The following is a 21,984-nucleotide window of genomic DNA, read 5'->3' as shown; positions in this document are numbered from 1 at the left end:
ATGCGCGACCAGCACCCGCAGGCCGGCCAGACCGTCACGCTCAAACCCCGGACATACCTGCTGGACCCCCACCCGCCCCGCCTCGTCGGCGCCGGCGGCGCCCGCTTCCGCGTCGAGGACTGGGGAGTGCGCGTCTTCGGCGAGATCGACCCGGTGACCAATCCGGCGACGCTCGCCTACATGATGCGCCGCGGCCAGGTCGATCTGCCCGATGACGACGAGGTGGTCTACGGCAAGACCGACGACGGCATCGGTCACCTGGTCCACGTCCGCCAGATCGCCTGGGACGGCGCCGACGGCGGTGAGGTCTGATGCCGCCCACCGACACCGCGCCGCGCAACCTGGTGTTCCTCGACACCGAGACGACCGGCCTCGATGACGAGCGCCACGAGGTGTGGGAGATCGGGTTCATCGTGCGCAGCCCGCTCGACATGGAACCCGACGAGGAGCACCTGTACCAGGTGGCGCCCGACCTGAGCACGGCCGACCCCGGCGCCCTGCACATCGGCGGGTACTACCAGCGCACGCAGCGCACCGGCCCCACCGACCGCGGCGCCGTCAACTTGGCCGCCGCGGCCGCGCCGCAGTGGTCGGACCCGCGCGCCGTCGCCGAGCTACTCGCACCCATCCTCGACCAAGCGGTGGGCGTGGGCGCCCTGCCGGACTTCGACTTCCGGCACCTGCGCCGCTGGCTCCGCCGCCACGGCCAGTGCTGGTCGGCCCACTACCACCACATCGACATCGAGCCGCTCGTCGCCGGCTACCTCCAGGCCCACCCCGACCTCGCCCCCGCCGGGCCGCCGCCCTGGAACAGCAACCAGCTGTCGGCCGCCGTCGGTGTGGACCCGAAGCAGTACGCGCGCCACCAGGCGCTGGAAGACGCCCGCTGGGTCCGCGACCAATGGGACGCCGTCTACACCTGGCCCTCCCTGACCTGACCACCCCGGGCCCGGGGCCACACGCCCCGGGCCCCGCGCCCTGGAGGTCCGATGCCCACCAGCCCCGCCCGCGCCGCCGGCCCCGCCGACGACCGCCGGGCGACCTACGCCGAACTGCAGGCCTGGGGCTACTCCCAGACCCAGGCCGCCGCCCGCATCGGCGTGTGCGTCCGCACCATCCAGCGCTACGCCCGCCACCTACGCCAGCACACCACCACCCCCGAGGAGACCCCCCGTGCGCACTGACCCCCCGACCACCGCGGCCGGGCTGCCCCGCCGCGGCCCCGCCGAGGGAACCGCCGTCGACCCGCCGCCCGTCTCACCCCACGACCGCGCCGTCCTCGAACGATTCGCCGCCGGCCTCGAGCGCCTGTTCCCCGACGACGCGCCGGAGCAGCCATGACTCGCCCACTCTGGCGCGTCGCGCTCATCGCGTCCATCACCGTGGCCTACGGCGCCTACGTCCTCAGCGCCGTCCGCGCCGTCAACGAACGCGACGGCGGCGAGCTGGGATTCGTCCTGCTCAGCGCCGCCCTCGCCACGTGGATCTGGTTCCACCGCTGCCGCCCGGCCACAGCCCGCATGCGGCTGCGCATCGGCTGCGGCCGCATCGACTGCCTCAACTGCGGCCACCCCGACACCTTCGTCCACCGCGTCGACACCGTCGACTCCGACGGCTACACCGTCCTGACCGCCCACACCCACTGCATCGCCTGCGGCTATTGCAACCTCACCGACCACACCGAGCAGGAGACCCCCTCATGAAACTCCCGACCTGGCTACGCCGCCGCCGACCCCAACAGCCGACTCTCGAGGTGACAGGCAGCGCTGAGGCCGCACGCTTCGCCGCCGGCGGCGTGCTGCCCGGCCCCGCCCCCGCGGATCCGCGGCCCCCCGTCATCGACGTCGGCTCGACCGCCGCCGCCCACGCCACCCACGCCCACCGCGCCGGGCAGGACGCCCGCCGGCGGCACGTGCGCCACCTCTCCGGCACCCACGAGGTCGACCTCGACCACGTCGCCGACCTCGCCCGCCAGGCCATCCACCACTGGCGGCAGTTCGTCAACGAACTGGAGGCCGAACGCCACCTCGGCGACCTCCTGGCCGCCGGCGACCCGACCGAGGTCGCCGCCGAGGACCGGGAGGAACCGCCGTCATGACCCCCGGCCTCCTCCTCGCCGGCGCCATGGTGCTCTACCTCTACGGCATGGGCCTGATCGCCCTGCTGCAGACCCGCCACCTGCGCCGCCTCGCCCAGACCCCGCCCACCCAGCTGTGCGCCTCCTGCCAGGACCACCGCATCACGGTGCTCGCCGGCCAGCACGCCTCCCCCGCGCGCACCGCCCTGGCCCTGGGCGTCATGCACGAAGCACTGATCTGGCCCTGGACCCTGGCCACCGCCCTCGTCGAGGACCTGCGCGGCCGCGCCCCGCAGCCCGCCGCCGAGGAGGCGCGGCCCGCTCTCGACCGCTGCACCTGCGGCACCCCGATCACCTGACCCAGCCCGACCAGGAGGGAAACCACACCCATGACCGACCAGCCGAAACCCCGCACGATCTCCGTCGATTTCGACGGCGTCATCCACGCCTACACCCGAGGCTGGCACGACGGCACCATCTACGACCCGTCCGTGCCCGGCGCGATCGAGACCCTCGCCGAGATGCAGCGCACCTTCGCCGTCGTCGTGCACACCACCCGCGACGCCGACACCGTCGCCGGGTGGCTGTGCGCCCGCGGCCTCAACGCCATTCCCGACCACCGCACCGACCGCGTCTTCTGGAACGAGCGCGAAACGATCCTCGTCTCCAACCGCAAGATCGCCTCGCTGGCCTACATCGACGACCGCGCCATCAAGTTCACCTCGTGGGACCAGGCCCGCGCCGACATCGAGGACCTGACATGACCCCGCTCCCCCGCCGCTTCGCCCTCCAACGCGACCACGACGTCACCGGCGTATCCGGCACCGGCATCGTCGCCGACGGCATCTGCTGGCCCGACGGCACCGCCGCCGTCCGCTGGCGCGGCGACCGCCCCAGCACCGTCCACTGGGACCACGGCATGGACTCCGTCGAGACGATCCACGGCCACGGCGGCCACACCCGCATCCGCTGGCTCGACTCCGACCCCGGCACCGACGAGATCGCCGTCGTGCCACTGCCCGCCGAAGACCCGGCCTGGTCCGGCCTGTACGGCGTCCACCCCGACGGCGGCGCCTACGCCTGGCACGACAAGGCCGGCGTGCACTCCGGCCGCGAGCTGAACGCCGGCACCGCCGACCAGGCGCAGGACTACGCGGCCGCGCTGCTCGCCGCATCGCTGGCCTACCTCATCGACCACCCACGCACGGAAGGCCCGACCCATGCCTGACTCGATCGCCTCGCCCGACTGGCGCGCTCTCGTCCTGGCCCACCTCACCAGCACCGACCCGATCACCGGCGACCTCGACGCCGTCGACAACACCGACGGATGGCGCCTGGCCTACGCCACCCTCATGGCCTCCCGCGGCCGGGCCGACCCGCCCGAACTCCTCGCCGACATCGCTCAGCGCGTAAACGCCATTGAGAAGGAACTCGCGAGCAACCACAAGACCTTCGTCCAGCTCAACGAGATCACCAGCGACAACATGCGCGACCTGCGCCAACGACTGGCCCGCATCGAACAGGCCGCCACCACCGACGGGAGCGCAGGCCGATGACCCACTTCACGGACCTCGAGGATCTACTCGCCGCGCTCCTCAACGGAGAGACCCACGACCCCGACACCATCAGCCGCATCTCGTTTTTCTACGACGACGGCACCGACCCCAACGGTCCGGGCCACCCGGGCTTCTTCGTCGAACTCGACGGGCCGCACATCAACGGATTGACCGGCTGGTGCCTGGACGACGCCGACGACCTCACCGGCGAGAACCTCCGAACCGCGCTCGAAGAGGGCCTCGACGACCGCCAGAAGGAGGTCCGCTGATGGTGCTGGTGATGATGACGCGCTGCGAGCCCTGCATGCTCGACTACTGCCCGACCCCGCACGGCCCCCACACCTGGATGGGCCCGGAGGACGCCGAACACGCCGGCCTGCCCTGGCCGCTGCCCGACGACGAGGCCGCCGCGCGCCCGTGCGCCTGCGAGTGCGCCGGCGGCCCCGGCGGCTGCGTGGCCATGCCCATCCCGCCCGGGCTCACCGCCGCCCTCGAGGCCCGCCTCAACCGCGACCGTGAGGAAGGCTGATGTCCGAGGACGACAGCATCACCATCGAGGCCACCCGCGCCTCGCCGCCGACCTGCCGCGTCACCTATCGCCACCAGGAGCTGGTGCTCGACTGCGCCGCCGTCCGCCGGCTCGCCGAGGCGATGCATGCCGCGGCCGCCCGCGCCGAAGCCGAGGCCGCCGCCGCCGGCGTCTTCCGCGAACTCCAGCTCGGCGAGGAGATCGTGAGCGGCATGCTCCTCGGGCTGCGGTCCCGCTACGAGAAGCACGGCTTCGGAATCAAGGGCACGCTCACCTTCGTGCCCGGCGTGAGCGTCTTCGACGCCGCGCCGTTCGTCCACCTGAACCTCCTCGGCGGCCGCGCCGTGCGCATCGACCCGGCCGTGCTGCGCGGCATGGCTGCACAGTGGCTGGCGTGCGCCGAGGCGGCCGAACGTGACGTCATCCTCCTCTACGCCCTGGCCGAGGCCACTGACCTCACGCCCGACCAGGTCGAGGAGGTCTACCGCGTCATGCGCAACGTCCGCCCCACCGGGCTACGCGACCAGGAGGCCACCGATGCGTGACCCGAGCTGCGTGTTCTGCCGCATCGTCGACGGCGACGCGCCCGCCACCGTCGTGGACTCCTGGCCGGAGGCCCTCGCGATCACACCGCTCAACCCCGTGGTGCCGGGGCACACGCTCGTCATCCCGCGCCGCCACGTCGCCCACGCCGTCGCCGACCCCGAGATCACCGCCCACGTCATGCGGCGCGCCGCCCAGCTCGCCGACGCGTGGGCCTCCACCAACATCCTCACCTCGATCGGCGCGGCCGCGACCCAATCCGTGTACCACCTGCACATCCACGTCGTCCCGCGCACCGACGGCGACGGGCTGATGCTGCCCTGGGGCACCACCGGCGACCCGCACGCCCCCCACCGGTGCGACCGCGTCGACGAACTGGAGGCCCGCCTCACCGCCCTCCACGACGTCACCGCCCGCGCCGCCGACGACATCATCACCCACACCCGCTCCATCCCGACCGAGCAGATCCGCACCGCCCTCGGCGCCACCGACCACGCCCAGCACCTGACGCGCCGCGCAGTCGCCCACGCACGTCACCACGGCTGGACATGGGAACAGATCGGGTCTGAGCTGGGCATCACCCGCCAGGCCGCCTGGGAGCGGTGGCGCCACACCACCGACGAGCAGGAGGACAGCACCCATGCATGAGGACTCCGACGGCCGTGAGTGCGCGCGCGGCGAACGCTGCGCCACCTACTGGATCGACGACCAGCGCGAGTACCGCGGCGCCTGGGGCCCGCGGCTGCTGTGCGAGGCCGACCGGCGCATCCTCGCCGACGCCATCGCCGAGTTCCCCGAGCTCTACGCCTGGCTATGGCTGCACCTGCGCCCCACCAGCCGCCCGCTGGGTGAGCGCAGCGGCGGCACCGGCCGCGCCGAGGCGCCGCTGCCGATCCGCGGCGACGTCGACGCCCTCATGCGCGAGCTGTACGAGGTCCTCGCGAGCTGGGAGGAGCGGGTACGCGTCGTCGCCCGGCTGACCGACCGCACCACCCTCGGCCCCCAGCCCGCCGGCCGCCCCCTGACCCGCATCACCACCACTCTCGGCCGCCACCTCGAGGTCCTGCTCAATCTGCCGCCGGAGCCGATGATGCGCCAATTCAAGCTCGAGGACATCGGCGATCTCCACCTGCTGTCCGACGTCGGCCGCATCCGCGACGACGACGCCCACGTCCCCGTCGACCTCGGCGCCGCCGACGCCGTCGAGGAGATCCTCACCCTGCACCGCCGCGCCCGCGCCCGCGCCGGCCAGACCCGCCGCCTGGAGACCGTGCCCGGCGTCATCTGCCCGGCCTGCGAGCTGCTCGCCGTCGTCCGCGAATCCGGCTCGACCGCCTACTGCTCCTCGTGCCGCACGCCGGTGACCGACGCCGACCTGGAGGCCGCCGCATCATGACGCACACACCCAGCTCGGCCGGCCACCCCCACCCTCGACTACGCGACATGCTCGCCGCCCTGGTACCGCTGCGCATGCACGAACTCGCCGCCGTGGACTGGCACCAGCTACAGCTGCACCTGGACGCCCTGCCGTGCCGCGGGTGCAAAGAGGACACCTGCCGGGGCGCCGCCACGATCCTGGGCGCCCACGGCGACGCGCTGCTGTACACACCCGGCACCCCCGCCTCGGCCGCGGCGCGGCGCGCGCTGGTGGACGGGCTCGCCATCGCCGGGCTGACCGCTGAGGGGGGCGTGTACTCCTGGCTGGACCTGCATTTCTGCGGGCGCATCCACGAGGAGTGCCCCAACCCCGGCGGCAGGCCGACCGTGCCTCGGCTCGTCGACGACCCGCCCCCGAACCAGCGGCCTGAACCCCGCCATACGGAAACCGTGGAGCTCAACGGCTCCGGGCGGGCGGCGCTATGACCCAGCACCCCGGGGCCGGCTGATGCCTGACGTCGAGGCCCAGGCCGCCGCCATGCGGGCCCAGTTCCAGGGCGCCGCCATCCGCATCGGCGACTCCCACGTCATCCACGCCCAGGACCTCTGCACCTGGATCGCCGGCGTCCAGGTCCCCGCCCCCGCCTGCCACACCGGATTCGCGATCAGCCCGGACCGGCTGCACCCCGTGTGGCAAGACCCCACCTGCCAGCTGTGCACCGGCCGCCGACGCCCCGCCGAGGCCGGCGAGCAGATCACCGGCCAGCTCACCCTCGACGCGACCTTGGAGGACGTATGAGGCTGATTTGCACGTGCGGACACCCGAAATCGGCCCACACCCGCGGCGAAGGCCCCAACAGCATCGGCCAGTTCTTCTTCGGCCAATGCGCCGCCGGGTGGAAGGACATCCCCCCGTATCTGATCGCGATCCCGGGACACTGCCCGTGTGGCACCTACCGGCCGCGCTGGTGGTGGCCCTGGAAACGGAAGAACGAGAAGACCCATGGATAACCCGCCCGGGCTGGACCCGGCCTACGCAGCCGTCTACGAACTGATCGACCAGTGGGGCGACACCATGCCGCCCGACCCCGCACACCGCAACGCCATGATCTGGCGGGCCGTCAGCGCCGCGCTCGAGACCGAGCGCGCCACCACCGCCCCGCTGCGCCGCCGCCTCGCAGCCGCCGTGTTCACCGCCGAACACTGGCGCTCCCATGCCGTCACCTGGCCCCACCCGAGCCGCACAGCCGCCCACCCGCTGAACATGGTGCTGGCCGCACTCAGCGGCGAGACCGACCCGAACCAGCTGGGCATCGACCCCAGATCCCACACCGACCTCATCCTCGCCCTGCACGCCGTCGACGTGGCCCAAGGCCGTGAGAATGCCGATTAACGAATCGCTAATCGTCCTGGATTTCCTCAAGGCGCGCATCGCCGAGGACGAGTCGATAGCCCTGGCCGCGACCCGCGCCGAGACCGGCGAGCCCCCGCGGCGCTGGGTCGCCGACGCCGACTCCTACGGCATCGGCCCGCGCGACTCGTGCGGCCGCGATACCTGCGCCTGGGAGATCGCCTCCGCCCACGGCGAGGACGCCGACGATCACCCCTTGCCCGCCCTGACGAACCAGCGCCACATGGCCCGCTGGGATCCCGACCGGGCGCTGGCCGAGGCCCGGGCCAAGCGGCGCCTGATCGAGCGGTACGAACGCGCGGCCCGCATGCCCGCATCGGTGGCCACGCGCGTCCGCGGCCAGGATGATGGTTACCGAGAGGCGTGCTGGGACGCCATCCTCGACGCGGCCGCCGTCTACGCCGACCACCCCGACTACGACCCCGAAAGGTGGGCGCCGTGATCATCGTCCGCGCCGTCCAAACCTGTTGGGCGTGCCCCGCCCAGTGGGACGCAGAAACCCTCGCAGGAAACCGCCTCTATCTCCGCTATCGGTACGGCCACGGCACCGTCAACCTCGACGACCCCAGCGGTCCCCTGGTGGCGGACTTCGACACCGGCCGCCCCTACGACGGCGGCATCGACCTCGACGAGTTCTGCGACCGGGCAGGCCTCGTCCTCGCCGCACCCCACGCCGACCAGGACCCCGTAGGGAGGCCCCGGTGACCGAACACCCCGCCCCGCTCTCGCTGCAGCATTTCACCGCCGACGTCCCGCCTGGGCACCGCCCGATCGGATGGGGCCACCTGACAGCCGATCCCTTCGAGGTCGAGACCACCGGGCGGGCGGCGGCCGCCGCGCGCATGCAGCGGCAGCTAACGGAGGAACTGCGCACAACCGTCCCCGACGTCGCGGTCGTCTTCAGGGCTTGTGACGCCGCCCTGCACCGCGAGGTCTTCCTCGCCGATGGCGTCGAGGACGACCACGTCGGCATGATCGCCATCGCGCATGAGGAGCACGTGCACGGCGAATACGAGGCCGTCCTCGTCGGCGGCCCGGCCGACGGCCGCACCGTCACGGCCCGTGCCGACCGCCTGCGCCTGGTGGTCCCTCACACCACCGGCCCCGCGCTGGCACCCGACAGCACCATCACCGAGCTGACCTACGAGCGCCAGCTCGGCCACCCCCGCCGTTTCAGCTACGTCCCGGGAGACCGCACGTGAGCGACCCGACCACGCCGGCACCGACCCGCCTGCACGTCACCGTGGACCAGGTCGACGAGCCCCTGCACGGCGCCATCGTCCAGGCGCTGCGCGACGCCGGCGTCCGCCAGGACCAGCTGACGATCCGCACCGGCGATGAGGACGACCCGGCCCCGCGCGGACTCCCGGCCTACATCGCCGCCGCCCTCGCGGTGGCCACCGCCGCCCTGCTGCTGGCCTGGATCTGGACCGGCGACGCCCGGTGGGGCGCCACCGCCGGCGTCACCATCGCCTGCAGCCTCATCGCCTTCTTCGTCAGCTTCACCGGCTCGCCGACGGCGCGATGAGGCGCGTCAGCGACGACCCAGACGCCGCCGGCCACCGCGTCGTGATCGTCGGCGGACCGCTGGACGGCAGGTGCTGCCGGGTCGACGTGACCCCCGCCGAAGGCTGGCACATCGAGCCGCCCCCCGATGACGACCCGGCCTCCTGGTGGGGCCCCGGCGCCGTCCGCGTCCGCCCGACCGGCCCTCGCGTGCACCACTACGTCCTCCGCCGCGCCGAGCTGTGGCCGGTGCCGGCCCTCTACGAACACGCCGGGGTGCAGGACTCCGTGACGATCACCGACCCCGACACCGCGATCAACCTCGACGCCCCGCCCGCCGCGGCCGCGCCCTGGACGGATCTGGGCACGCTGCGGCGGCTCAACGTCACCGAGCCGCGGCACCTGCTGTGGTGCCGCGCGTGCACGCCCTGGCGCCTGCAGGAGTTCCCCACCTCCGCGGATCTGGCGGCCTGGCGCGAGGCCCACCGCGCCACGACCGGCCACGACGACTTCCGCCGCGTCTACGTTCCCGACCCGCCTGTCACCGGTCTGCACTAAGCTCTGTACCGCCCTCGCCCCCCGTTTCTGCTGATGATCGGTGCCGTAATGATGTCGACGTGTCTCCGCGCCCGCGTGGTGCGCCTGGACGGCCAGGACCTCGAGATCGCCCTCGACGACGGCCGCGGCACGACGATCGTCGCGGCCGTGGCCGACCTCGTGACCGCCACCGGACTGCCCGCCCTGATGCTGCCCGGCCGCACCCTCGAGGTCACCGTCGGCGGCTCCGAGGCGACGCCGCAGCTGTGGGGCTGGCGCCTCGCCGATAACGCGGGCAATGACAATCCATAAACGCGTTGGAATCGGCGTATCACCCGGTGCTACGGTCATTTCCACCTCACCGAAGTGCAGGCATCGGATACTTCGATGGTTAATCGAGTGGTCGCGGGTTCGAGTCCCGTCACCGGGTAACGCCGGTGTAGCTCAGCTGGCAGAGCGCTTACGTACCGACGCCGCCCCGTTCTCGGGAGGACAACTCCATAGGCGGCCCGAAGTGCCGGTGCCGGATACTTCCTCTCGCAAAGGAGAGACGCGGGTTCGAATCCCGCCGCCAGCCCCTGGCTGGTGTCGTCCAGCGGCCAAGGACACTAAACCCCGACGCCACCCTGTTATCGGGCCGCCCATGGAGCCGCTCCTCCCACCCCTGAAGGAGGAGCCCGATGGCCAAGTTCAACCGCGGCGGCACCCTACCCGCCGGCCGCAGCCCCGTCCGCGCCGAGGAGATCGCCTCCGGCGCCACCCACGAGGGCGCACCCGGCCACGCCCGCGACCCCCGCAGCGAACTGTTCCTCCTCGCCGTCACCAACCTCGTCGGCGAACAGACGTTCTACGAGGCCGCCGGCGTGCGCGACGGCCGCTACCGCACCCTCGTCCACCGCCTGGCCCTGGAGGACCCCGCCTGGCTCACCGGCCTCATCGGCTGGCTACGCACCGGCGCCCACATGCGCACCGCGCCCCTCGTCGCCGCCGCCGAGATGGCCCACGCCCGCACCGAGGCCGGCGCCTCCGGCCACACCCGCACGGCCGTGCGCGCCGCCTTGGGCCGCGCCGACGAACCCGGCGAGCTCATCGCCTACTGGCACGGCCGCTACGGCCGCCGCATGCCCATCGCCCTCAAGCGCGGCGTGGCCGACGCCCTGCTGGACCTCTACAACGAGCGCACCATGCTCAAGTACGACAGCTCCGCCGCCGACTACCGGTTCGGCGACGTGGTCGAGCTGGTCCAGCCCCGCACCCACCACCCCCACATCCGTGGCACCTGGCGCGACGTCCTCTACGGCTACGCCATCGACCGCCGCCACCGCCCCGACGCCGACATCCCCGGCGCGCTGCAGCGGCTCAACGGCCATGCGCGCCTGCGCGCCCGCGCCGCCGAGGACCCCGCCGCCCTGCTCGACCCCGACGCGCTGCGCGACCTCGCATTCACCTGGGAGCAGGTGCTGTCGATCGCCGGCGACCGCGTCGACAAGGTGGCGCTGTGGGAATCGGTGCTGCCGTCCATGGGCTACATGGCCACGCTGCGTAACCTCCGCAACCTCGACGAGGCCGGCGTGCCCGACAGCGTCGCCCAGCACGTCGCCCAGCGGCTGGCCGACCCCGACCAGGTCGCCCGCTCCAAGCAGTTCCCGTTCCGGTTCCTGACCGCCTACCGCCAGGCGCCGAGCCTGCGGTGGGCCTACGCCCTCGACCAAGCGCTCACCCACTCGCTGGCCAACATCCCGACCCTGACCGGCCGCACCCTGGTCATGGTCGACACCAGCTCGAGCATGCACAGCGGGTTCTCGGCCGACGGCACCATGATGCGGTGGGACGCCGCAGCCCTGTTCGGCGTCGCCCTGGCCGCCCGCTGCGCGGCCGCCGAGGTCGTCAGCTTCTCCAGCGCCCAGCGCTACGTCGGCGACCCCCGCGGCGCCCACACCGCAGCGTTCCCCCTGAAGGCCGGCGAGTCCCTGCTGCGCAGCCTCGATCGGTGGTCGCGCGGCGGCTACTTCCTCGGCGGCGGCACCGATACCGCAGCCGCCCTGCACCGCCACTACGCCGGCCACGACCGCGTCGTGCTGCTCACCGACGAGCAGGCCGCCGGCCCCAGCGTCCACGCCGCCATCCCCGAGCGGGTGCCCATGTACACCTTCAACCTGGCCGGCTACAAGCGCGGTCACGCCCCCAGCGGCCTCGGCCACCGGCACACCTTCGGCGGACTCACCGACGCCTGCTTCCGCCTCATCCCCCTGCTCGAGGCCGGCCGCGCCGCCGCCTGGCCCTGGCAGACCACCGCCGACGAACCCGCGGCATAACCCCGCCCGTCGCCGACCTCACATCAGCGACACGACCGTCACGAACCCGATTCGTTGATCTTGGTGCCGTGACATGTCACGCTGATGCCAGCGACACCTCTATGCCCCGGACCAGGACACCTGGCCGGGGCATTCGTCATTTCGGAGGGCGGTGGTGCTCATGCTGCTGGCCGACCCCTTCCAGCTGATCACTACCGCCGAGGCCGCCGACCACTGCGGCGTCGACCCCTCCACCATCCGCCAATGGTGCCGCCGCGGCCTACTCACCCGCGCCAACCCCGGCGAACGCGGCGAGGCCAAGTACAGCCTCGTCGACGTCGCCCGCGCCGAACAAGCCACCCGCCACCGCGCCCGCCGCACCCCCCACCCCAAAACCCCCGGCACCGCAGCCGTCACGAACCCACCCCCGAACGACTCCTCATAGAGGGTTGCTCCAAAGGCCGCCTCGGGACCTGTGCCCCGAGGCGGCCACCCCGTCCGGTGCAGACCCCCACCCCACTGCTCCGGAGCCCACGTGCCCGCCACCATCCACCACGGCGACGCCCTCGCCATCCTGCCCACCCTGCCCACCGGCACCACCGACGCCCTGATCACCGACCCCCCGTACAACGCCGGCGGCCTCACACCCGCCGCCCGCCGCGGCGACACCGCCCGCGGCAAATACGTCTCCGGCGACGCCCAGCACGACCTCGCGGATTTCACCGGCGACACCAAGGACCAGCGGGGCTACCTCGCCTGGCTGGGCCTCCTCCTCGGCCACGGGCTGCGCATCACCCGCCCCGGCGGTAGCGCGCTGGTGTTCACCGACTGGTCGCAGCTGCCCACCACCACCGACGCCCTCCAGGCCGCCGGCTGGACCTGGCGCGGCATCATCCCCTGGCACAAGCCCGCCACCCGCCCCACCAAGGACGGATTCCGTAGGGCCTGCGAATACGTCGTCTGGGGCACCCACGGCGAGCCCTACCGCCACGCCCCCACCATCTACCTGCCCGGCCTCGTCGAGGGCTCCCAACCCCGCGGCCGCCGCCGCCAGCACATCACCCAGAAGCCCGTCGAGGTCCTGCGCGAGCTGGTCAAGATCACCCCCGCCGGCGGCACGATCCTCGACCCCTGCGCCGGCGCCGGCTCCACCGGCGTCGCCGCCCTGGCCGAAGGCCGCGCTTTCGTCGGCGTCGAGATCAGCGGCCACTACGCCGCCATCGCCCGCGACCGCCTCGACCAGACCGCCCCCGAATAACCCCCTGCGCTCCCCGACCCCCGTCTACGGGGGGTCTGCGCGGGGGTCGGGGCCTCACACCCGCGGCCACCACCCGGCAGCCGCACCCCGGCCCGCTCCCGGGACCACCGATACCCACGCTCACCAGGAGGACACCGTGTCCGAGGCTCACCCCGAGAAGCCCCGCACCACCGCCGAGACCCTCGGCGCCTACCGCCAGGAGCTGATCGACGCGGGCGTCCGAGAGGACACCGCCGAGACCCTCATGCAGATGGTCGCCCCCACCGAGCTCCATGAGGTCACCGTCCAGCCACCCGACCCCGAAGCGCTCGGCAGCGTCGGCGTGCGCCTGGTCCCCCAGTTCGACCACGACGAGGTTGCCCGCGAAGGCGAGCGCGCCCGCGCCCTCTTCGAGCAGGCCGCCCAGCGGGGCCAGACCGAGGGCCCCCTGTGACGGCCCCCGACCACACGACCACCTACGTCGACCACGCCCGCCACCTACTCACCCAGCGCCACCCGGACCTGGCCGACGAGCCCGTGCTGCTCGACCACTACGCCCTGCTCGTCCACGCCAAGGCCGGCGCCACCACCCCGGGCGACGTGCACGACGCCTGGTCGCTGTGGCGCTCACGCAGCCGACCCGACCACCGGTCGATCATCCCGTTCAACCAGCTGGCCCACGACGTCCAGCGCCTGGACCAGCCCTACGTCGACGCCATCCGCGCGGCGGCCGCCGCCTTGGGCATCGGCCGCCGCTGACCCAGCCCGCCCGGAGGTGGCCATGGCCGACGGCATCAACCAGCTCAAGGCCTACTGGTTGCGCGGCGAAGGCGCGGCCAAGATCCGGTGGGGCACCGACGGTGATTACACCCGGTGCGTACGCCAGCTCGACAAGCACGTCGGCGAGAGCCGGGCCCGGCGCATCTGCGCGCAGTGGCACATGGACGCCAACGGGATCTGGCCCGGCCACCACGGCGGGGAGAACAAGCAGGGGCCCGGCTGATGCCGGGGCAGTGGGAGGGCAGTGGTCGACGGGCCGAGCTGCCGCCCGACTGGTACACGACCATCCGACCGCGCATCCTCGACCGCGACGGTCACCGATGCCGATGGATCATGACGGATGGTCGCCGATGCACACGGGCCGCGACCGAGGTCGACCACATCAAGGGCAAGCACGACCACCGCGACCAGAACCTCCAAGCCCTGTGCGAGTGGCACCACCGCCGCAAGTCCTCGGCCGAGGGCAACGCCCAGCGACGCCGGTTCTCCAACCGCCGGCCTCCGGAACAGCATCCGGGCCTGCTCTGACCTGGGTATTTGCGCAGGTGGGGTGGGGGGTAACCCCCCGACCGGGGGTGTCGCGCGCCCGGGAAGGTGCTGCGTCTCGCGATCTGTACGGGTTCCGGTTTTTCTGAGGCCCGGCGGCGCTCAGGCGCACGCTCGCGGCCGCGCACGCCCCGGCGCGGGTGGGCGCGACCCCGCCGCGGCGCGGCCCGCCTCAGCGAACCAACCCGCCTCACGCGCGGTCACACAAATACATTGCCGCAGATCAGACACTTAAAAGTGTGACAGTCCCGCGGTAGACTGGTGGGCATGGACCGGCGATGCGAGCAGTGCCCCACCCCCCTGCCGACCATGGCGCGGCGCCACGCCCGCTACTGCTCGGCGCGCTGCCGCCAGGTTGCATCGAGGGCGCGCCGTCGCGCGGCCGCGGCCGCGCTGCCGAGGGCGCTGGTCGAGCGCGACCGCTGGGTGCGGCACTCGCCGACCAAGGTCCCGCTGACGACCACCGGCCGACCGGCCTCCTCGACCGACGCGACCACCTGGTCGACCTACGCGACCGCGGCGACCAGCCGGGTGGGCGCCGGCCTCGGCCTGGTCCTCGACGGCGACGGCCTGGTCTGCCTGGACCTCGACCACTGCCTCACCCCCGACGGCCACGCCCGGTCGTGGGCGCAACCGCTGCTCGACCAGCTGCCCGCCACCTACATCGAGGTCAGCCCGTCAGGGGACGGCCTGCACGTGTGGGGCTACGGCGACCTCGCCCACGGGCGGCGGCTGGTCTACGGCGCCGGGACCGTCGAGGTCTACGGCGCCGGCCGCTACATCACCGTGACGCACCGGCCCTGGCACAGGGCGCCGTCACAGCTCGCCGATCTCTCCGCCGTCCTGGCGGAGCTGCTGTAGCGCCCTCCCGGCACGGGACGGCGCGAGAGTCCCGACACGGGAGGAAACCCATGGCCCGAATCCAGGTCCTGACGCTGCCGATGGTCCACGTCGGCGAGAGCACGGAGGAGCCGTTCGCGCTGATCGTCGACCAGCTCGCCGAGACCGAGAACCGGCAGCGCTCCGTCGGCTGCGGCGCGCGCACCGCGCTGCTGACCGACGACACCGTCGACGTCGCGGTGTGATCACCGTCGTCCGGCGCCCGGTCGCAGGCCGCCTCTACCGCGCCGACGAGCCCGACCGCGTCCACGCCGACCTGCGCACCGACCCCGCGGGAACCGTCCGCGCGCTGCGCAAGACGCCGGCGGCCTGGGATGCGCACTACGGCTGCCACCGCTGCCAGGCGATTCTGCTGGCCCTCGCTCCTCGCTGACCCCGGCACGGGGACGGCGGGGCTGTCCCGGCACGGGAGATCGATCATGCCTCTGACTGGACCCGAACCGAAGGAGAACGCGGCCCGGCGCAACCAGCCGACGCACACCTGGCACGAGGTCCCCAACCAGCCATACACCCGCACGCCGCCGGTCGCGCCGCCGGCCACGCGCGCCGTTCTAGTCGACGGCGAGATGAAGCGGCTCAAGCTGACGACCATGACGCGGGCGTGGTGGCGCACGGTGTCGACCATGCCGCACTGCCGGTTGTGGTCGGAGTCGGACTGGTTGTTCGCGGCCGAGACCGCGCTGATCGCCGACGACTTCTACCGCGGCTTCACCAAGGCGGCGACCGAGCTGCGCCAGCGCGAGCGCATCCTCGGCACCACCGCGGATGCGCGTATGGCGCTGCGCATCCGCTACGTCGACCAGTCCCCGACCGGCGGCGACCAGGAAGCGACCAGCGCGGGCGGCGCGACCAACCGCCGCGACCAGACGGTCGCGCGGTTGGACGACCGGCGCCGCCGGTTGACCGCCGATGCCCCGTGAGCTGATCCGCGATCCCAACCACGACCGGGCGCGGTCGCTGGGCTGGTTGGCGCTGGCGTGGATGGAGTACTTCACCGTCCACGGGCCCGGCGACATCGAGGGCCGCCCGCTCAACCCCGAGCTCGACGGTGCGGTCCCGCTCGACGACGAGCTCGCCGCCCACATCGTCGACTGCTACGGGCTGGCCCCGCGGTCGGGCCGGCGCCTGTACGACTCGGCGTTCTTCAGCCGGGCCAAAGGCCGCGACAAGTCCGGCCAGGCGGGGCGGATCGTGCTGTTCGAGGCGCTGGGACCGTGCCGGTTCGCCGGGTGGGCCGAGGGCGGCGAGGTCTACGAGGACCCCTACGGTCTGGGATTCGTCTACGTCTACGCGCCCGGCGAGCCCATGGGCCGCCACGTCACCTCGCCGTTCATCCGCGTGCTGGCGACCGAGGAGCGGCAGACCGGCAACACCTACGCCACCGTCTACCTCAACCTGACCGAGGGGCCGCTCGCGCAGGTGCCGGGCATGGACGCCGGCAAGACCCGGATCATGCTCCCCGCCCCCTACCGCGGGGAGGTCCGCCCCTCGACCTCGGCTGATGCCAGCAAGGACGGCGGGCTGGAGACCTTCGCGGTCTTCGACGAGACGCACCTCTACGTCCTGCCGGCGCTGCGGTCGATGTATGACACCGTGCGCCGCAACCTGGAGAAACGGCTGGTCGCCCAGCCCTGGTACATCGAGACCTCGACGATGTATCAGAAGGGCGAGGAGTCCGTGGCCGAGGCGACGCACACCTTCGCCCGCCAGATCCTGCGCGGCGAGACCCGCGGCGGCCGGTTGCTGTTCGATCACCGCGAGGCGTCGTTGGGCCTGGACCTGACCGACGAGGCGCAGATCCTGCAGGGGCTGCGTGAGGCCTACGGGCCTTTCGCCGAGGCCATGGACCTCGAGCGGATGGTCAACTCCGCATACGACACCCGCACCAAGCCCGGCAAGTTCCGCCGCTACTTCTTCAACCAGACGACCGAGGCGGCCGACGCTTGGTTGAGCGAAGAGGAGTGGAAGCCGCGCGCGGATGTGACCGCGGTGGTCGCCGACGGCGAGATGATCACCCTCGGGTTCGACGGCTCCCAGAAGCGGGCCCGCGGCACCGCCGACGCGACCGCGCTGGTGGGCTGCCGCGTCGAGGACGGGCACCTCTTCGTGCTCCGCGTGTGGGAGCAGCCCGAAGGCCCCGACGGGCAGGACTGGCGGGTGCCGGTCGGCGAGGTCGAGGCCGCAGTCGCCCAGGCGTTCGAGCGCTACACCGTGGTCGGCTTCTACGCCGACCCCGCGAAATGGGAGTCGTCGGTCTCGGCGTGGGAGGCCGCCTACGGTCGGCAGCTGCACGTGGCCGCCTCCCGGTCCAACCCCATCGAGTGGTGGATGACCGGTGGCCGGTCGATCCAGATCGTGCGCGCCACCGACCGGCTGTACAACGCCATCGTCGACGGCGAGATGACCCACGACGGCGACCACGTCCTGACCCGGCACGCGCTCAACGCGCGCCGCCGCTCCTCCCACTCCGGTGTCCAGATCATGAAAGAACACCCGGAGTCGGCGAAGAAAATCGACGCCATCGTCGCCGGGATCCTCGCGTTCCAGGCCCGGGCCGATGCCATCGCCCACGGCGTGCTGCAGCGCCAGACCCGCAAGCGCCGGCTGCGCCGGTACTGACTCAGCGTTGGGGGGTGGTGCTGGTGACCGTCGAGCTGGAGTCGCGCCCCGAGTCGACCATCCTCGACCAGACTCCGGAGTCGCCCGGGTGGTGGTTGATCCGCCTCGGCCGCCGGTTGCAGGCCGACCGTGAGCAGATGGACAAGCTCGACGGCTACGACCGCGGCGACCACCCGCTGCCGACCGGCCACCGCCGCGCCGCCGAGTCCTACCGCCGGTTCCAGGAGCAGGCCCGGTCCAACTTCACCGGGCTGGTGGTCGAGGCGGTTCTCGAGCGGCTGCGGGTGCTGGGTTTTCGCCAGGGCGCCGACGGCCAGGGGGCCGACTCCGAGGCCGCCCGCATCTGGCAGGCCAACAGCCTGGACGCCGACTCGGGGCTGCTGCACCGCGCGGCGCTGGTGATGCGCCGCTCATATGCCATCGTCGGCCGCGACCCCCAGAAGCCAGAGACCCCGCTGATCACGATCGAGGATCCGCGCGAGGTCATCCACGCCCGCGACCCGCTGCGGCGCCGGCGGGTGCGTGCGGCACTGAAGTGGTGGTGCGACGAGTTCGACGGCTACGACCGGGCCGTCGTCTACCTGCCCACCGGGGTGCACTACTTCCGGGCGACCAGCAAAGACGCCTCCAACCGGTGGTCGGCCAACCGGTGGGGGATCGACGAGAGCGAGGGCCAGGACGGCTACGCGGCCGCGCCCATCGACGGCCTCGTGCCGGTCGTGCCGTTCATCAACCGGCCGCACCTGGACGGCTACGGCGTCGGCGAGTTCGAAGACGTGTGCGACATCCAGGATCGCATTAACAACACGACCTTGCACCGGATGATCGTCGCCGCGATGCAGGCGTTTCGCCAGCGGGTGCTGACCGGCCCCGAGCTGGAACGCGAAGACCTTCCCTTCGACCCGGGCGCTGATTTGCTCTGGGTTCTGGACTCGCCCGAGTTCAAGATCGAGGAGCTGGGCCAGGCGGACCTGGGTCCGCTGCTCAAGGCGGCCGAGGCCGACGTGCGTGACCTCGCCGCGATCACCCGCACCCCGCCGCACTACCTGCTCGGCGAGATCGTCAACGCCAGCGGGGACGCGCTGAAGGCGGCCGAGACCGGGCTGGTCTCCAAAGCGCTAGAGCGTCAGCGCCAGTTCGGCGAGTCCTGGGAGCAGGTCCTGGATCTCGCGTTTCGCATCACCGGGCGCGAGGCGGCCGTCGACTCCGAGACCATCTGGAAGGATCCGGAGTCGCGCAGCATGGCCGAGCTCGCCGACGCCGCGCTGAAGCGGAAGCAGGTCGGTGTGCCCTGGCGGCAGAACATGGAGGATCTCAACTACACCCCGGCTCAGATCGAGCGGATGGAGGCCGACCGGGCCACCGAGATGTTCCAGGCCCATATGGCCGCCAACCCGCCGCCGCCTACCGCGGGGGCGCAGAACCGCGGTGGTCTGCCGCCGACCGAGGAGGACGAGAACGCCGCGGCCGCGCCGCCGGCCGGTGGGCAGGAGCCGGGCGTTGGGGGCGGCTGAGCAGCGGGCGCTGATCGAGGCGCAGGGGCGCCGCACCCACCAGCTGCGCGAGGACCTGCTCGCCCTGGTGCGCCAGGAGTTCGCGTCGTTGTCGTCCTACCGCGACGCCGATGCGCGCCGGTGGGTCGAGCAGATCGTGCCGAGCGTGACCGGGGCCCAGCGCGACATGGCCGGCCAGGTGCTGACCTACCTCCTGGAGCTGCTGGCCGACATGCTCGGTCGCCGCGTGGAGCCGCCGCAGGAGGCGCTGCCCGCGCAGCTGCCGCAGGACCTGCGCGGCGTGGACATGGCCGAGGTCTACCTGCGGCCGTTCCACACGATCTGGACCGCCCTGAGCCGGGGTGCGCCGCTGGATAAGGCCGTCGAGCAGGGCATGAGCCGCGCCGAGAAGATCGCGGCCACCGACCTGCAGATGGCCAAGGTCTACACCGCCCAGGCGGTCATGGCAGGCGTCGACGCGGTCACGGGCTACCGGCGGGTCCCCAGGGGCGCGGAGACGTGCGCGCTGTGCCTGATCGCCTCGACGCAGCGCTACCACCGCGAGGAGCTGCTGCCGATCCATCCGGGCTGCGACTGCGGTGTGGCGCCGCTGACCGGCGACGACGACCCGGGCCAGGTCATCGACGAGGAGCTGCTCGAGGCCACCCACGACGCCGTCGAGGCCGCGTTCGGTCGCGAGGCGGTCGACCGCGGCGGCCGCGAGAGGGACTACCGTCGGCTGATCGTCACCCGCGAGCACGGCGAATACGGGCCCACCCTGACGGTGGCCGACCAACAGTTCACCGACGCCGACCAGCTGGGGCTCTCCCCGGACCGCCCGGCCCCGACCCGGGTCAACGCGCGGGAGGGCGACGAGCAGGAGCCGCCAGCGGCCGCGCCCGATGCGGGCGGCGACCTGGCGGCCGTGGAGGAGCGGCTCCGCACCGGCCTGGCCGAGGCACTGGGCACCCAGGTGCAGGTGGACCTGGCGGGACTGGATGCGGAGAACGCCGCCGACATCGCCCGCGCCCTGGTGGACATGGCCCAGCGCTATCCCGACGTGGATGTGACCGAGGTTTCCTCGGCCGGCCCGGATGGCATGAGGCATTCGACCTCCCACGCCGAGGCGTGGTATGACTCCGCGTCGCTGCATTTCAACACCGCGAGTTTCGGCGACCGACAGACGGCGCTGGAAAACGCCGCCGACGAGCCCGCCAGCGGGTGGACGTTTCCCGGGGGAGCCGGCCCGTATTCGGTGGCGGTGCACGAGTTCGCGCACCTGCTCGATGACCAGGGGCTGGACGGGCGGTGGATGGAGGCCACGGGCCCGTTCGACGCGCCGCTGCAGCAGCAGTACCTGCAGTACCTGCTCGACCGCGGCGTCGACATCCACGACGAGGACGCGATCGCGGAATTCGTGGAACAACAGATCGGCCAATACGGGGCGACGGATTTCGGGGAACTTGTCGCGGAATCGTTTACCGATTACATTGTGAATGGCGACGACGCCTACGAGCTTTCTGTTCTGATCGCCGAACGCCTGCACCGCGCATGGGAGGAGGGGACATGAGCCGCAACCGCCTCGGTCCCCCGCAGTGCGCCACCTGCCGGCACCGCACCGGCGGGCTGATGCCCGGCGAACCGATCGGCTGCCCGGCCTTCCCCGAGGGGATCCCCGAGGCGATCCTGCGCAACACCCACGACCACCGCGAACCCTTCGGCGATGAGGACCTGCGGTGGCAGCCGCGCGGCGAGCATGAGCACCCGCTGGACCAGCTCGCGCAGATGAGCCGCCGCCAGTAGCGCGCGGATTCCGATCAACCCCGTACCGGACGGTGCGGGGTTTTTTCATGCCCCGGCACGGGGCCGATCACCCACACCCGACACGGGAGTAGGACGCATGTCTGACGACCAGCCCGGCACGGGCGACACCCAGGAGCCGACCCACACGACCGGAGGCGACCAGCAGCAGGCCGGAGGCGACCAGTCGTCGACCTCCTCCGCCAACCAGGGCGGGGGCGAGGGCGGCCACCAGTCCGGCACGGGCGAGAGCAGCTGGTCGGCGCTGCTCAAGGAGCTGGAGGACGAGGGCCTCACCCCGGGCCAGGTCACCGAGCGGCTCAAAGCGAGCCGCAAATGGGAGGACCGAGCCAAGCAGAACGCGAAGGCCCAGGCTGAGCTGGACAAACTCAAGCGCGCCCAGATGAGCGAGCAGGAGAAAGCCGTCGCCCAGGCCCGCGACGAGACCGAGACCAAGGTCCGCCAGGAGATGGGCGAGGACCTCGCGCGCGCCGAGCTCAAGGCCGCAGCGGCCGGCAAGGTCGCCGGCATCGACGACTTCATCGAGGACCTCAAGCTCACGAAGTTCCTCGACGAGTCCGGGCGCCCCGACTCCAAGGCCATCAAGGCCGCAGTGGAGCGGTGGTCCAAGATCGCGCCCGCCTCCAGCTCGCCGCCCCCGGCCGACCTCAAACAGGGCAGCCGCGGCGCACCGCCGCAGGCCGACCCCAACGCCTGGCTGCGTCGCGCGGCCGGGCGCCAGTAGATCCACCTCGCAGCGCCGGCGTCCCTGTGGCACG

40 protein-coding genes and 1 tRNA gene are annotated in these 21,984 nt (G+C 72.4%); all 41 read left to right on the top strand.

Translation table 11 applies throughout. The features are described from left to right. The 41 genes from EKD16_RS25275 (at position 1) to EKD16_RS07980 (ending at position 21,950) form a co-directional block, all read left to right on the top strand. On the top strand, positions 1 to 312 hold the full coding sequence (locus EKD16_RS25275) for a hypothetical protein (protein ID WP_165498524.1): 312 nt from the start codon (positions 1 to 3) through the stop codon (positions 310 to 312). Beyond that, positions 312 to 938, top strand: coding sequence for an exonuclease domain-containing protein (locus EKD16_RS08155; RefSeq protein WP_131097831.1), 627 nt, complete (start codon positions 312 to 314; stop codon positions 936 to 938). Before EKD16_RS25275 ends, EKD16_RS08155 begins: the two co-directional genes overlap by 1 nt. A gap of 51 nt (positions 939 to 989) precedes the next feature. Continuing rightward, on the top strand, positions 990 to 1,184 hold the full coding sequence (locus EKD16_RS08150) for a hypothetical protein (protein WP_131097830.1): 195 nt from the start codon (positions 990 to 992) through the stop codon (positions 1,182 to 1,184). Continuing rightward, the gene (locus EKD16_RS25270; RefSeq protein WP_165498523.1) at positions 1,174 to 1,341 is read left to right on the top strand and encodes a hypothetical protein; all 168 of its coding nucleotides are present in this window, start codon (positions 1,174 to 1,176) and stop codon (positions 1,339 to 1,341) included. Before EKD16_RS08150 ends, EKD16_RS25270 begins: the two co-directional genes overlap by 11 nt. Continuing rightward, a complete protein-coding gene (locus EKD16_RS08145; RefSeq protein ID WP_131097829.1) occupies positions 1,338 to 1,703 on the top strand; it encodes a hypothetical protein in 366 nt (121 codons plus the stop codon). The genes EKD16_RS25270 and EKD16_RS08145 overlap by 4 nt, the downstream gene beginning before the upstream one ends. 50 nt (positions 1,704 to 1,753) lie before the next feature. After that, the gene (locus tag EKD16_RS25265; RefSeq protein ID WP_165498522.1) at positions 1,754 to 2,098 is read left to right on the top strand and encodes a hypothetical protein; all 345 of its coding nucleotides are present in this window, start codon (positions 1,754 to 1,756) and stop codon (positions 2,096 to 2,098) included. Next, entirely contained in the window at positions 2,095 to 2,436 is a 342-nt protein-coding gene (locus EKD16_RS08140) for a hypothetical protein (protein WP_131097828.1), read from the top strand. The genes EKD16_RS25265 and EKD16_RS08140 overlap by 4 nt, the downstream gene beginning before the upstream one ends. Positions 2,437 to 2,466: 30 nt before the next feature. Next, entirely contained in the window at positions 2,467 to 2,841 is a 375-nt protein-coding gene (locus EKD16_RS08135) for a hypothetical protein (protein ID WP_131097827.1), read from the top strand. After that, positions 2,838 to 3,305 carry a hypothetical protein gene (locus EKD16_RS25690; RefSeq protein WP_207391463.1) on the top strand — a complete coding sequence of 156 codons (468 nt, stop codon included), beginning with the start codon at positions 2,838 to 2,840 and terminating at the stop codon, positions 3,303 to 3,305. Before EKD16_RS08135 ends, EKD16_RS25690 begins: the two co-directional genes overlap by 4 nt. Further along, positions 3,298 to 3,633: a hypothetical protein gene (locus EKD16_RS08125; protein WP_131097826.1), complete on the top strand. Its 336-nt coding sequence runs from the start codon at positions 3,298 to 3,300 to the stop codon at positions 3,631 to 3,633. Before EKD16_RS25690 ends, EKD16_RS08125 begins: the two co-directional genes overlap by 8 nt. Next, positions 3,630 to 3,902 carry a hypothetical protein gene (locus tag EKD16_RS08120; protein WP_131097825.1) on the top strand — a complete coding sequence of 91 codons (273 nt, stop codon included), beginning with the start codon at positions 3,630 to 3,632 and terminating at the stop codon, positions 3,900 to 3,902. The genes EKD16_RS08125 and EKD16_RS08120 overlap by 4 nt, the downstream gene beginning before the upstream one ends. Continuing rightward, the gene (locus EKD16_RS08115; RefSeq protein ID WP_131097824.1) at positions 3,902 to 4,162 is read left to right on the top strand and encodes a hypothetical protein; all 261 of its coding nucleotides are present in this window, start codon (positions 3,902 to 3,904) and stop codon (positions 4,160 to 4,162) included. Before EKD16_RS08120 ends, EKD16_RS08115 begins: the two co-directional genes overlap by 1 nt. Beyond that, entirely contained in the window at positions 4,162 to 4,707 is a 546-nt protein-coding gene (locus tag EKD16_RS08110; protein WP_131097823.1) for a hypothetical protein, read from the top strand. Before EKD16_RS08115 ends, EKD16_RS08110 begins: the two co-directional genes overlap by 1 nt. After that, positions 4,700 to 5,353, top strand: a complete 654-nt coding sequence (locus EKD16_RS26020) for an HIT family protein (RefSeq protein WP_242677289.1) — start codon at positions 4,700 to 4,702, stop codon at positions 5,351 to 5,353. The genes EKD16_RS08110 and EKD16_RS26020 overlap by 8 nt, the downstream gene beginning before the upstream one ends. Further along, complete coding sequence (locus EKD16_RS08100; RefSeq protein ID WP_131097822.1) at positions 5,346 to 6,101, top strand: hypothetical protein; 756 nt, start codon at positions 5,346 to 5,348, stop codon at positions 6,099 to 6,101. Before EKD16_RS26020 ends, EKD16_RS08100 begins: the two co-directional genes overlap by 8 nt. Then, on the top strand, positions 6,098 to 6,568 hold the full coding sequence (locus EKD16_RS08095; RefSeq protein WP_131097821.1) for a hypothetical protein: 471 nt from the start codon (positions 6,098 to 6,100) through the stop codon (positions 6,566 to 6,568). Before EKD16_RS08100 ends, EKD16_RS08095 begins: the two co-directional genes overlap by 4 nt. A gap of 22 nt (positions 6,569 to 6,590) precedes the next feature. After that, the gene (locus EKD16_RS08090; protein ID WP_131097820.1) at positions 6,591 to 6,881 is read left to right on the top strand and encodes a hypothetical protein; all 291 of its coding nucleotides are present in this window, start codon (positions 6,591 to 6,593) and stop codon (positions 6,879 to 6,881) included. A 204-nt stretch (positions 6,882 to 7,085) separates the two neighbouring features. Beyond that, positions 7,086 to 7,475, top strand: coding sequence for a hypothetical protein (locus tag EKD16_RS08085; protein ID WP_131097819.1), 390 nt, complete (start codon positions 7,086 to 7,088; stop codon positions 7,473 to 7,475). Continuing rightward, positions 7,465 to 7,935 (top strand): DUF6221 family protein, encoded by a 471-nt coding sequence (locus EKD16_RS08080; RefSeq protein ID WP_131097818.1) that lies wholly within the window; start codon positions 7,465 to 7,467, stop codon positions 7,933 to 7,935. The genes EKD16_RS08085 and EKD16_RS08080 overlap by 11 nt, the downstream gene beginning before the upstream one ends. Beyond that, a complete protein-coding gene (locus EKD16_RS08075; protein ID WP_207391462.1) occupies positions 7,932 to 8,198 on the top strand; it encodes a hypothetical protein in 267 nt (88 codons plus the stop codon). The genes EKD16_RS08080 and EKD16_RS08075 overlap by 4 nt, the downstream gene beginning before the upstream one ends. Next, the gene (locus EKD16_RS08070) at positions 8,195 to 8,695 is read left to right on the top strand and encodes a hypothetical protein (RefSeq protein ID WP_131097816.1); all 501 of its coding nucleotides are present in this window, start codon (positions 8,195 to 8,197) and stop codon (positions 8,693 to 8,695) included. Before EKD16_RS08075 ends, EKD16_RS08070 begins: the two co-directional genes overlap by 4 nt. After that, positions 8,692 to 9,021 (top strand): hypothetical protein, encoded by a 330-nt coding sequence (locus EKD16_RS08065; protein WP_131097815.1) that lies wholly within the window; start codon positions 8,692 to 8,694, stop codon positions 9,019 to 9,021. Before EKD16_RS08070 ends, EKD16_RS08065 begins: the two co-directional genes overlap by 4 nt. Further along, positions 9,018 to 9,557 carry a hypothetical protein gene (locus EKD16_RS08060; RefSeq protein WP_131097814.1) on the top strand — a complete coding sequence of 180 codons (540 nt, stop codon included), beginning with the start codon at positions 9,018 to 9,020 and terminating at the stop codon, positions 9,555 to 9,557. The genes EKD16_RS08065 and EKD16_RS08060 overlap by 4 nt, the downstream gene beginning before the upstream one ends. A gap of 75 nt (positions 9,558 to 9,632) precedes the next feature. After that, complete coding sequence (locus EKD16_RS08055) at positions 9,633 to 9,848, top strand: hypothetical protein (protein ID WP_165498521.1); 216 nt, start codon at positions 9,633 to 9,635, stop codon at positions 9,846 to 9,848. A gap of 22 nt (positions 9,849 to 9,870) precedes the next feature. Further along, positions 9,871 to 9,966: transfer RNA gene (locus EKD16_RS25255), tRNA-OTHER, on the top strand. A 250-nt stretch (positions 9,967 to 10,216) separates the two neighbouring features. Continuing rightward, positions 10,217 to 11,851 (top strand): TROVE domain-containing protein, encoded by a 1,635-nt coding sequence (locus tag EKD16_RS08050; protein WP_131097812.1) that lies wholly within the window; start codon positions 10,217 to 10,219, stop codon positions 11,849 to 11,851. Between the two features lie 151 nt (positions 11,852 to 12,002). Further along, positions 12,003 to 12,275 (top strand): MerR family transcriptional regulator, encoded by a 273-nt coding sequence (locus EKD16_RS08045; RefSeq protein ID WP_131097811.1) that lies wholly within the window; start codon positions 12,003 to 12,005, stop codon positions 12,273 to 12,275. A gap of 90 nt (positions 12,276 to 12,365) precedes the next feature. Further along, positions 12,366 to 13,088, top strand: coding sequence for a DNA-methyltransferase (locus EKD16_RS08040; protein WP_131097810.1), 723 nt, complete (start codon positions 12,366 to 12,368; stop codon positions 13,086 to 13,088). A 136-nt stretch (positions 13,089 to 13,224) separates the two neighbouring features. Further along, positions 13,225 to 13,521, top strand: a complete 297-nt coding sequence (locus tag EKD16_RS08035; RefSeq protein WP_131097809.1) for a hypothetical protein — start codon at positions 13,225 to 13,227, stop codon at positions 13,519 to 13,521. Further along, positions 13,518 to 13,826 (top strand): DUF7701 domain-containing protein, encoded by a 309-nt coding sequence (locus tag EKD16_RS08030; protein WP_131097808.1) that lies wholly within the window; start codon positions 13,518 to 13,520, stop codon positions 13,824 to 13,826. The genes EKD16_RS08035 and EKD16_RS08030 overlap by 4 nt, the downstream gene beginning before the upstream one ends. Before the next feature lie 22 nt (positions 13,827 to 13,848). Then, positions 13,849 to 14,070: a hypothetical protein gene (locus EKD16_RS08025; RefSeq protein ID WP_131097807.1), complete on the top strand. Its 222-nt coding sequence runs from the start codon at positions 13,849 to 13,851 to the stop codon at positions 14,068 to 14,070. 110 nt (positions 14,071 to 14,180) lie between these two features. Further along, positions 14,181 to 14,375 carry a hypothetical protein gene (locus tag EKD16_RS25685; RefSeq protein WP_207391461.1) on the top strand — a complete coding sequence of 65 codons (195 nt, stop codon included), beginning with the start codon at positions 14,181 to 14,183 and terminating at the stop codon, positions 14,373 to 14,375. 285 nt (positions 14,376 to 14,660) lie between these two features. Then, entirely contained in the window at positions 14,661 to 15,254 is a 594-nt protein-coding gene (locus EKD16_RS08015; RefSeq protein ID WP_207391460.1) for a bifunctional DNA primase/polymerase, read from the top strand. A gap of 50 nt (positions 15,255 to 15,304) precedes the next feature. After that, positions 15,305 to 15,478: a hypothetical protein gene (locus EKD16_RS25250; RefSeq protein WP_165498520.1), complete on the top strand. Its 174-nt coding sequence runs from the start codon at positions 15,305 to 15,307 to the stop codon at positions 15,476 to 15,478. Continuing rightward, positions 15,475 to 15,666 (top strand): hypothetical protein, encoded by a 192-nt coding sequence (locus tag EKD16_RS08010; protein WP_131097804.1) that lies wholly within the window; start codon positions 15,475 to 15,477, stop codon positions 15,664 to 15,666. The genes EKD16_RS25250 and EKD16_RS08010 overlap by 4 nt, the downstream gene beginning before the upstream one ends. Before the next feature lie 46 nt (positions 15,667 to 15,712). Continuing rightward, positions 15,713 to 16,213, top strand: a complete 501-nt coding sequence (locus EKD16_RS08005) for a phage terminase small subunit (RefSeq protein ID WP_131097803.1) — start codon at positions 15,713 to 15,715, stop codon at positions 16,211 to 16,213. Beyond that, positions 16,203 to 17,912 (top strand): terminase large subunit, encoded by a 1,710-nt coding sequence (locus tag EKD16_RS08000; RefSeq protein ID WP_131097802.1) that lies wholly within the window; start codon positions 16,203 to 16,205, stop codon positions 17,910 to 17,912. Before EKD16_RS08005 ends, EKD16_RS08000 begins: the two co-directional genes overlap by 11 nt. A gap of 14 nt (positions 17,913 to 17,926) precedes the next feature. Continuing rightward, entirely contained in the window at positions 17,927 to 19,426 is a 1,500-nt protein-coding gene (locus EKD16_RS07995) for a phage portal protein (RefSeq protein ID WP_131097801.1), read from the top strand. Beyond that, complete coding sequence (locus EKD16_RS07990; protein ID WP_131097800.1) at positions 19,413 to 20,975, top strand: VG15 protein; 1,563 nt, start codon at positions 19,413 to 19,415, stop codon at positions 20,973 to 20,975. Before EKD16_RS07995 ends, EKD16_RS07990 begins: the two co-directional genes overlap by 14 nt. Further along, a complete protein-coding gene (locus EKD16_RS07985) occupies positions 20,972 to 21,208 on the top strand; it encodes a hypothetical protein (protein ID WP_131097799.1) in 237 nt (78 codons plus the stop codon). The genes EKD16_RS07990 and EKD16_RS07985 overlap by 4 nt, the downstream gene beginning before the upstream one ends. A 97-nt stretch (positions 21,209 to 21,305) precedes the next feature. Continuing rightward, positions 21,306 to 21,950 (top strand): hypothetical protein, encoded by a 645-nt coding sequence (locus EKD16_RS07980; protein WP_131097798.1) that lies wholly within the window; start codon positions 21,306 to 21,308, stop codon positions 21,948 to 21,950. Positions 21,951 to 21,984: the final 34 nt, after the last annotated feature.

Source organism: Streptomonospora litoralis, from assembly GCF_004323735.1.
Classification (GTDB): domain Bacteria; phylum Actinomycetota; class Actinomycetes; order Streptosporangiales; family Streptosporangiaceae; genus Streptomonospora; species Streptomonospora litoralis.
Note: the sequence above shows the minus strand (reverse complement) of the source record. Positions and strands in the feature narration are given on the sequence as shown.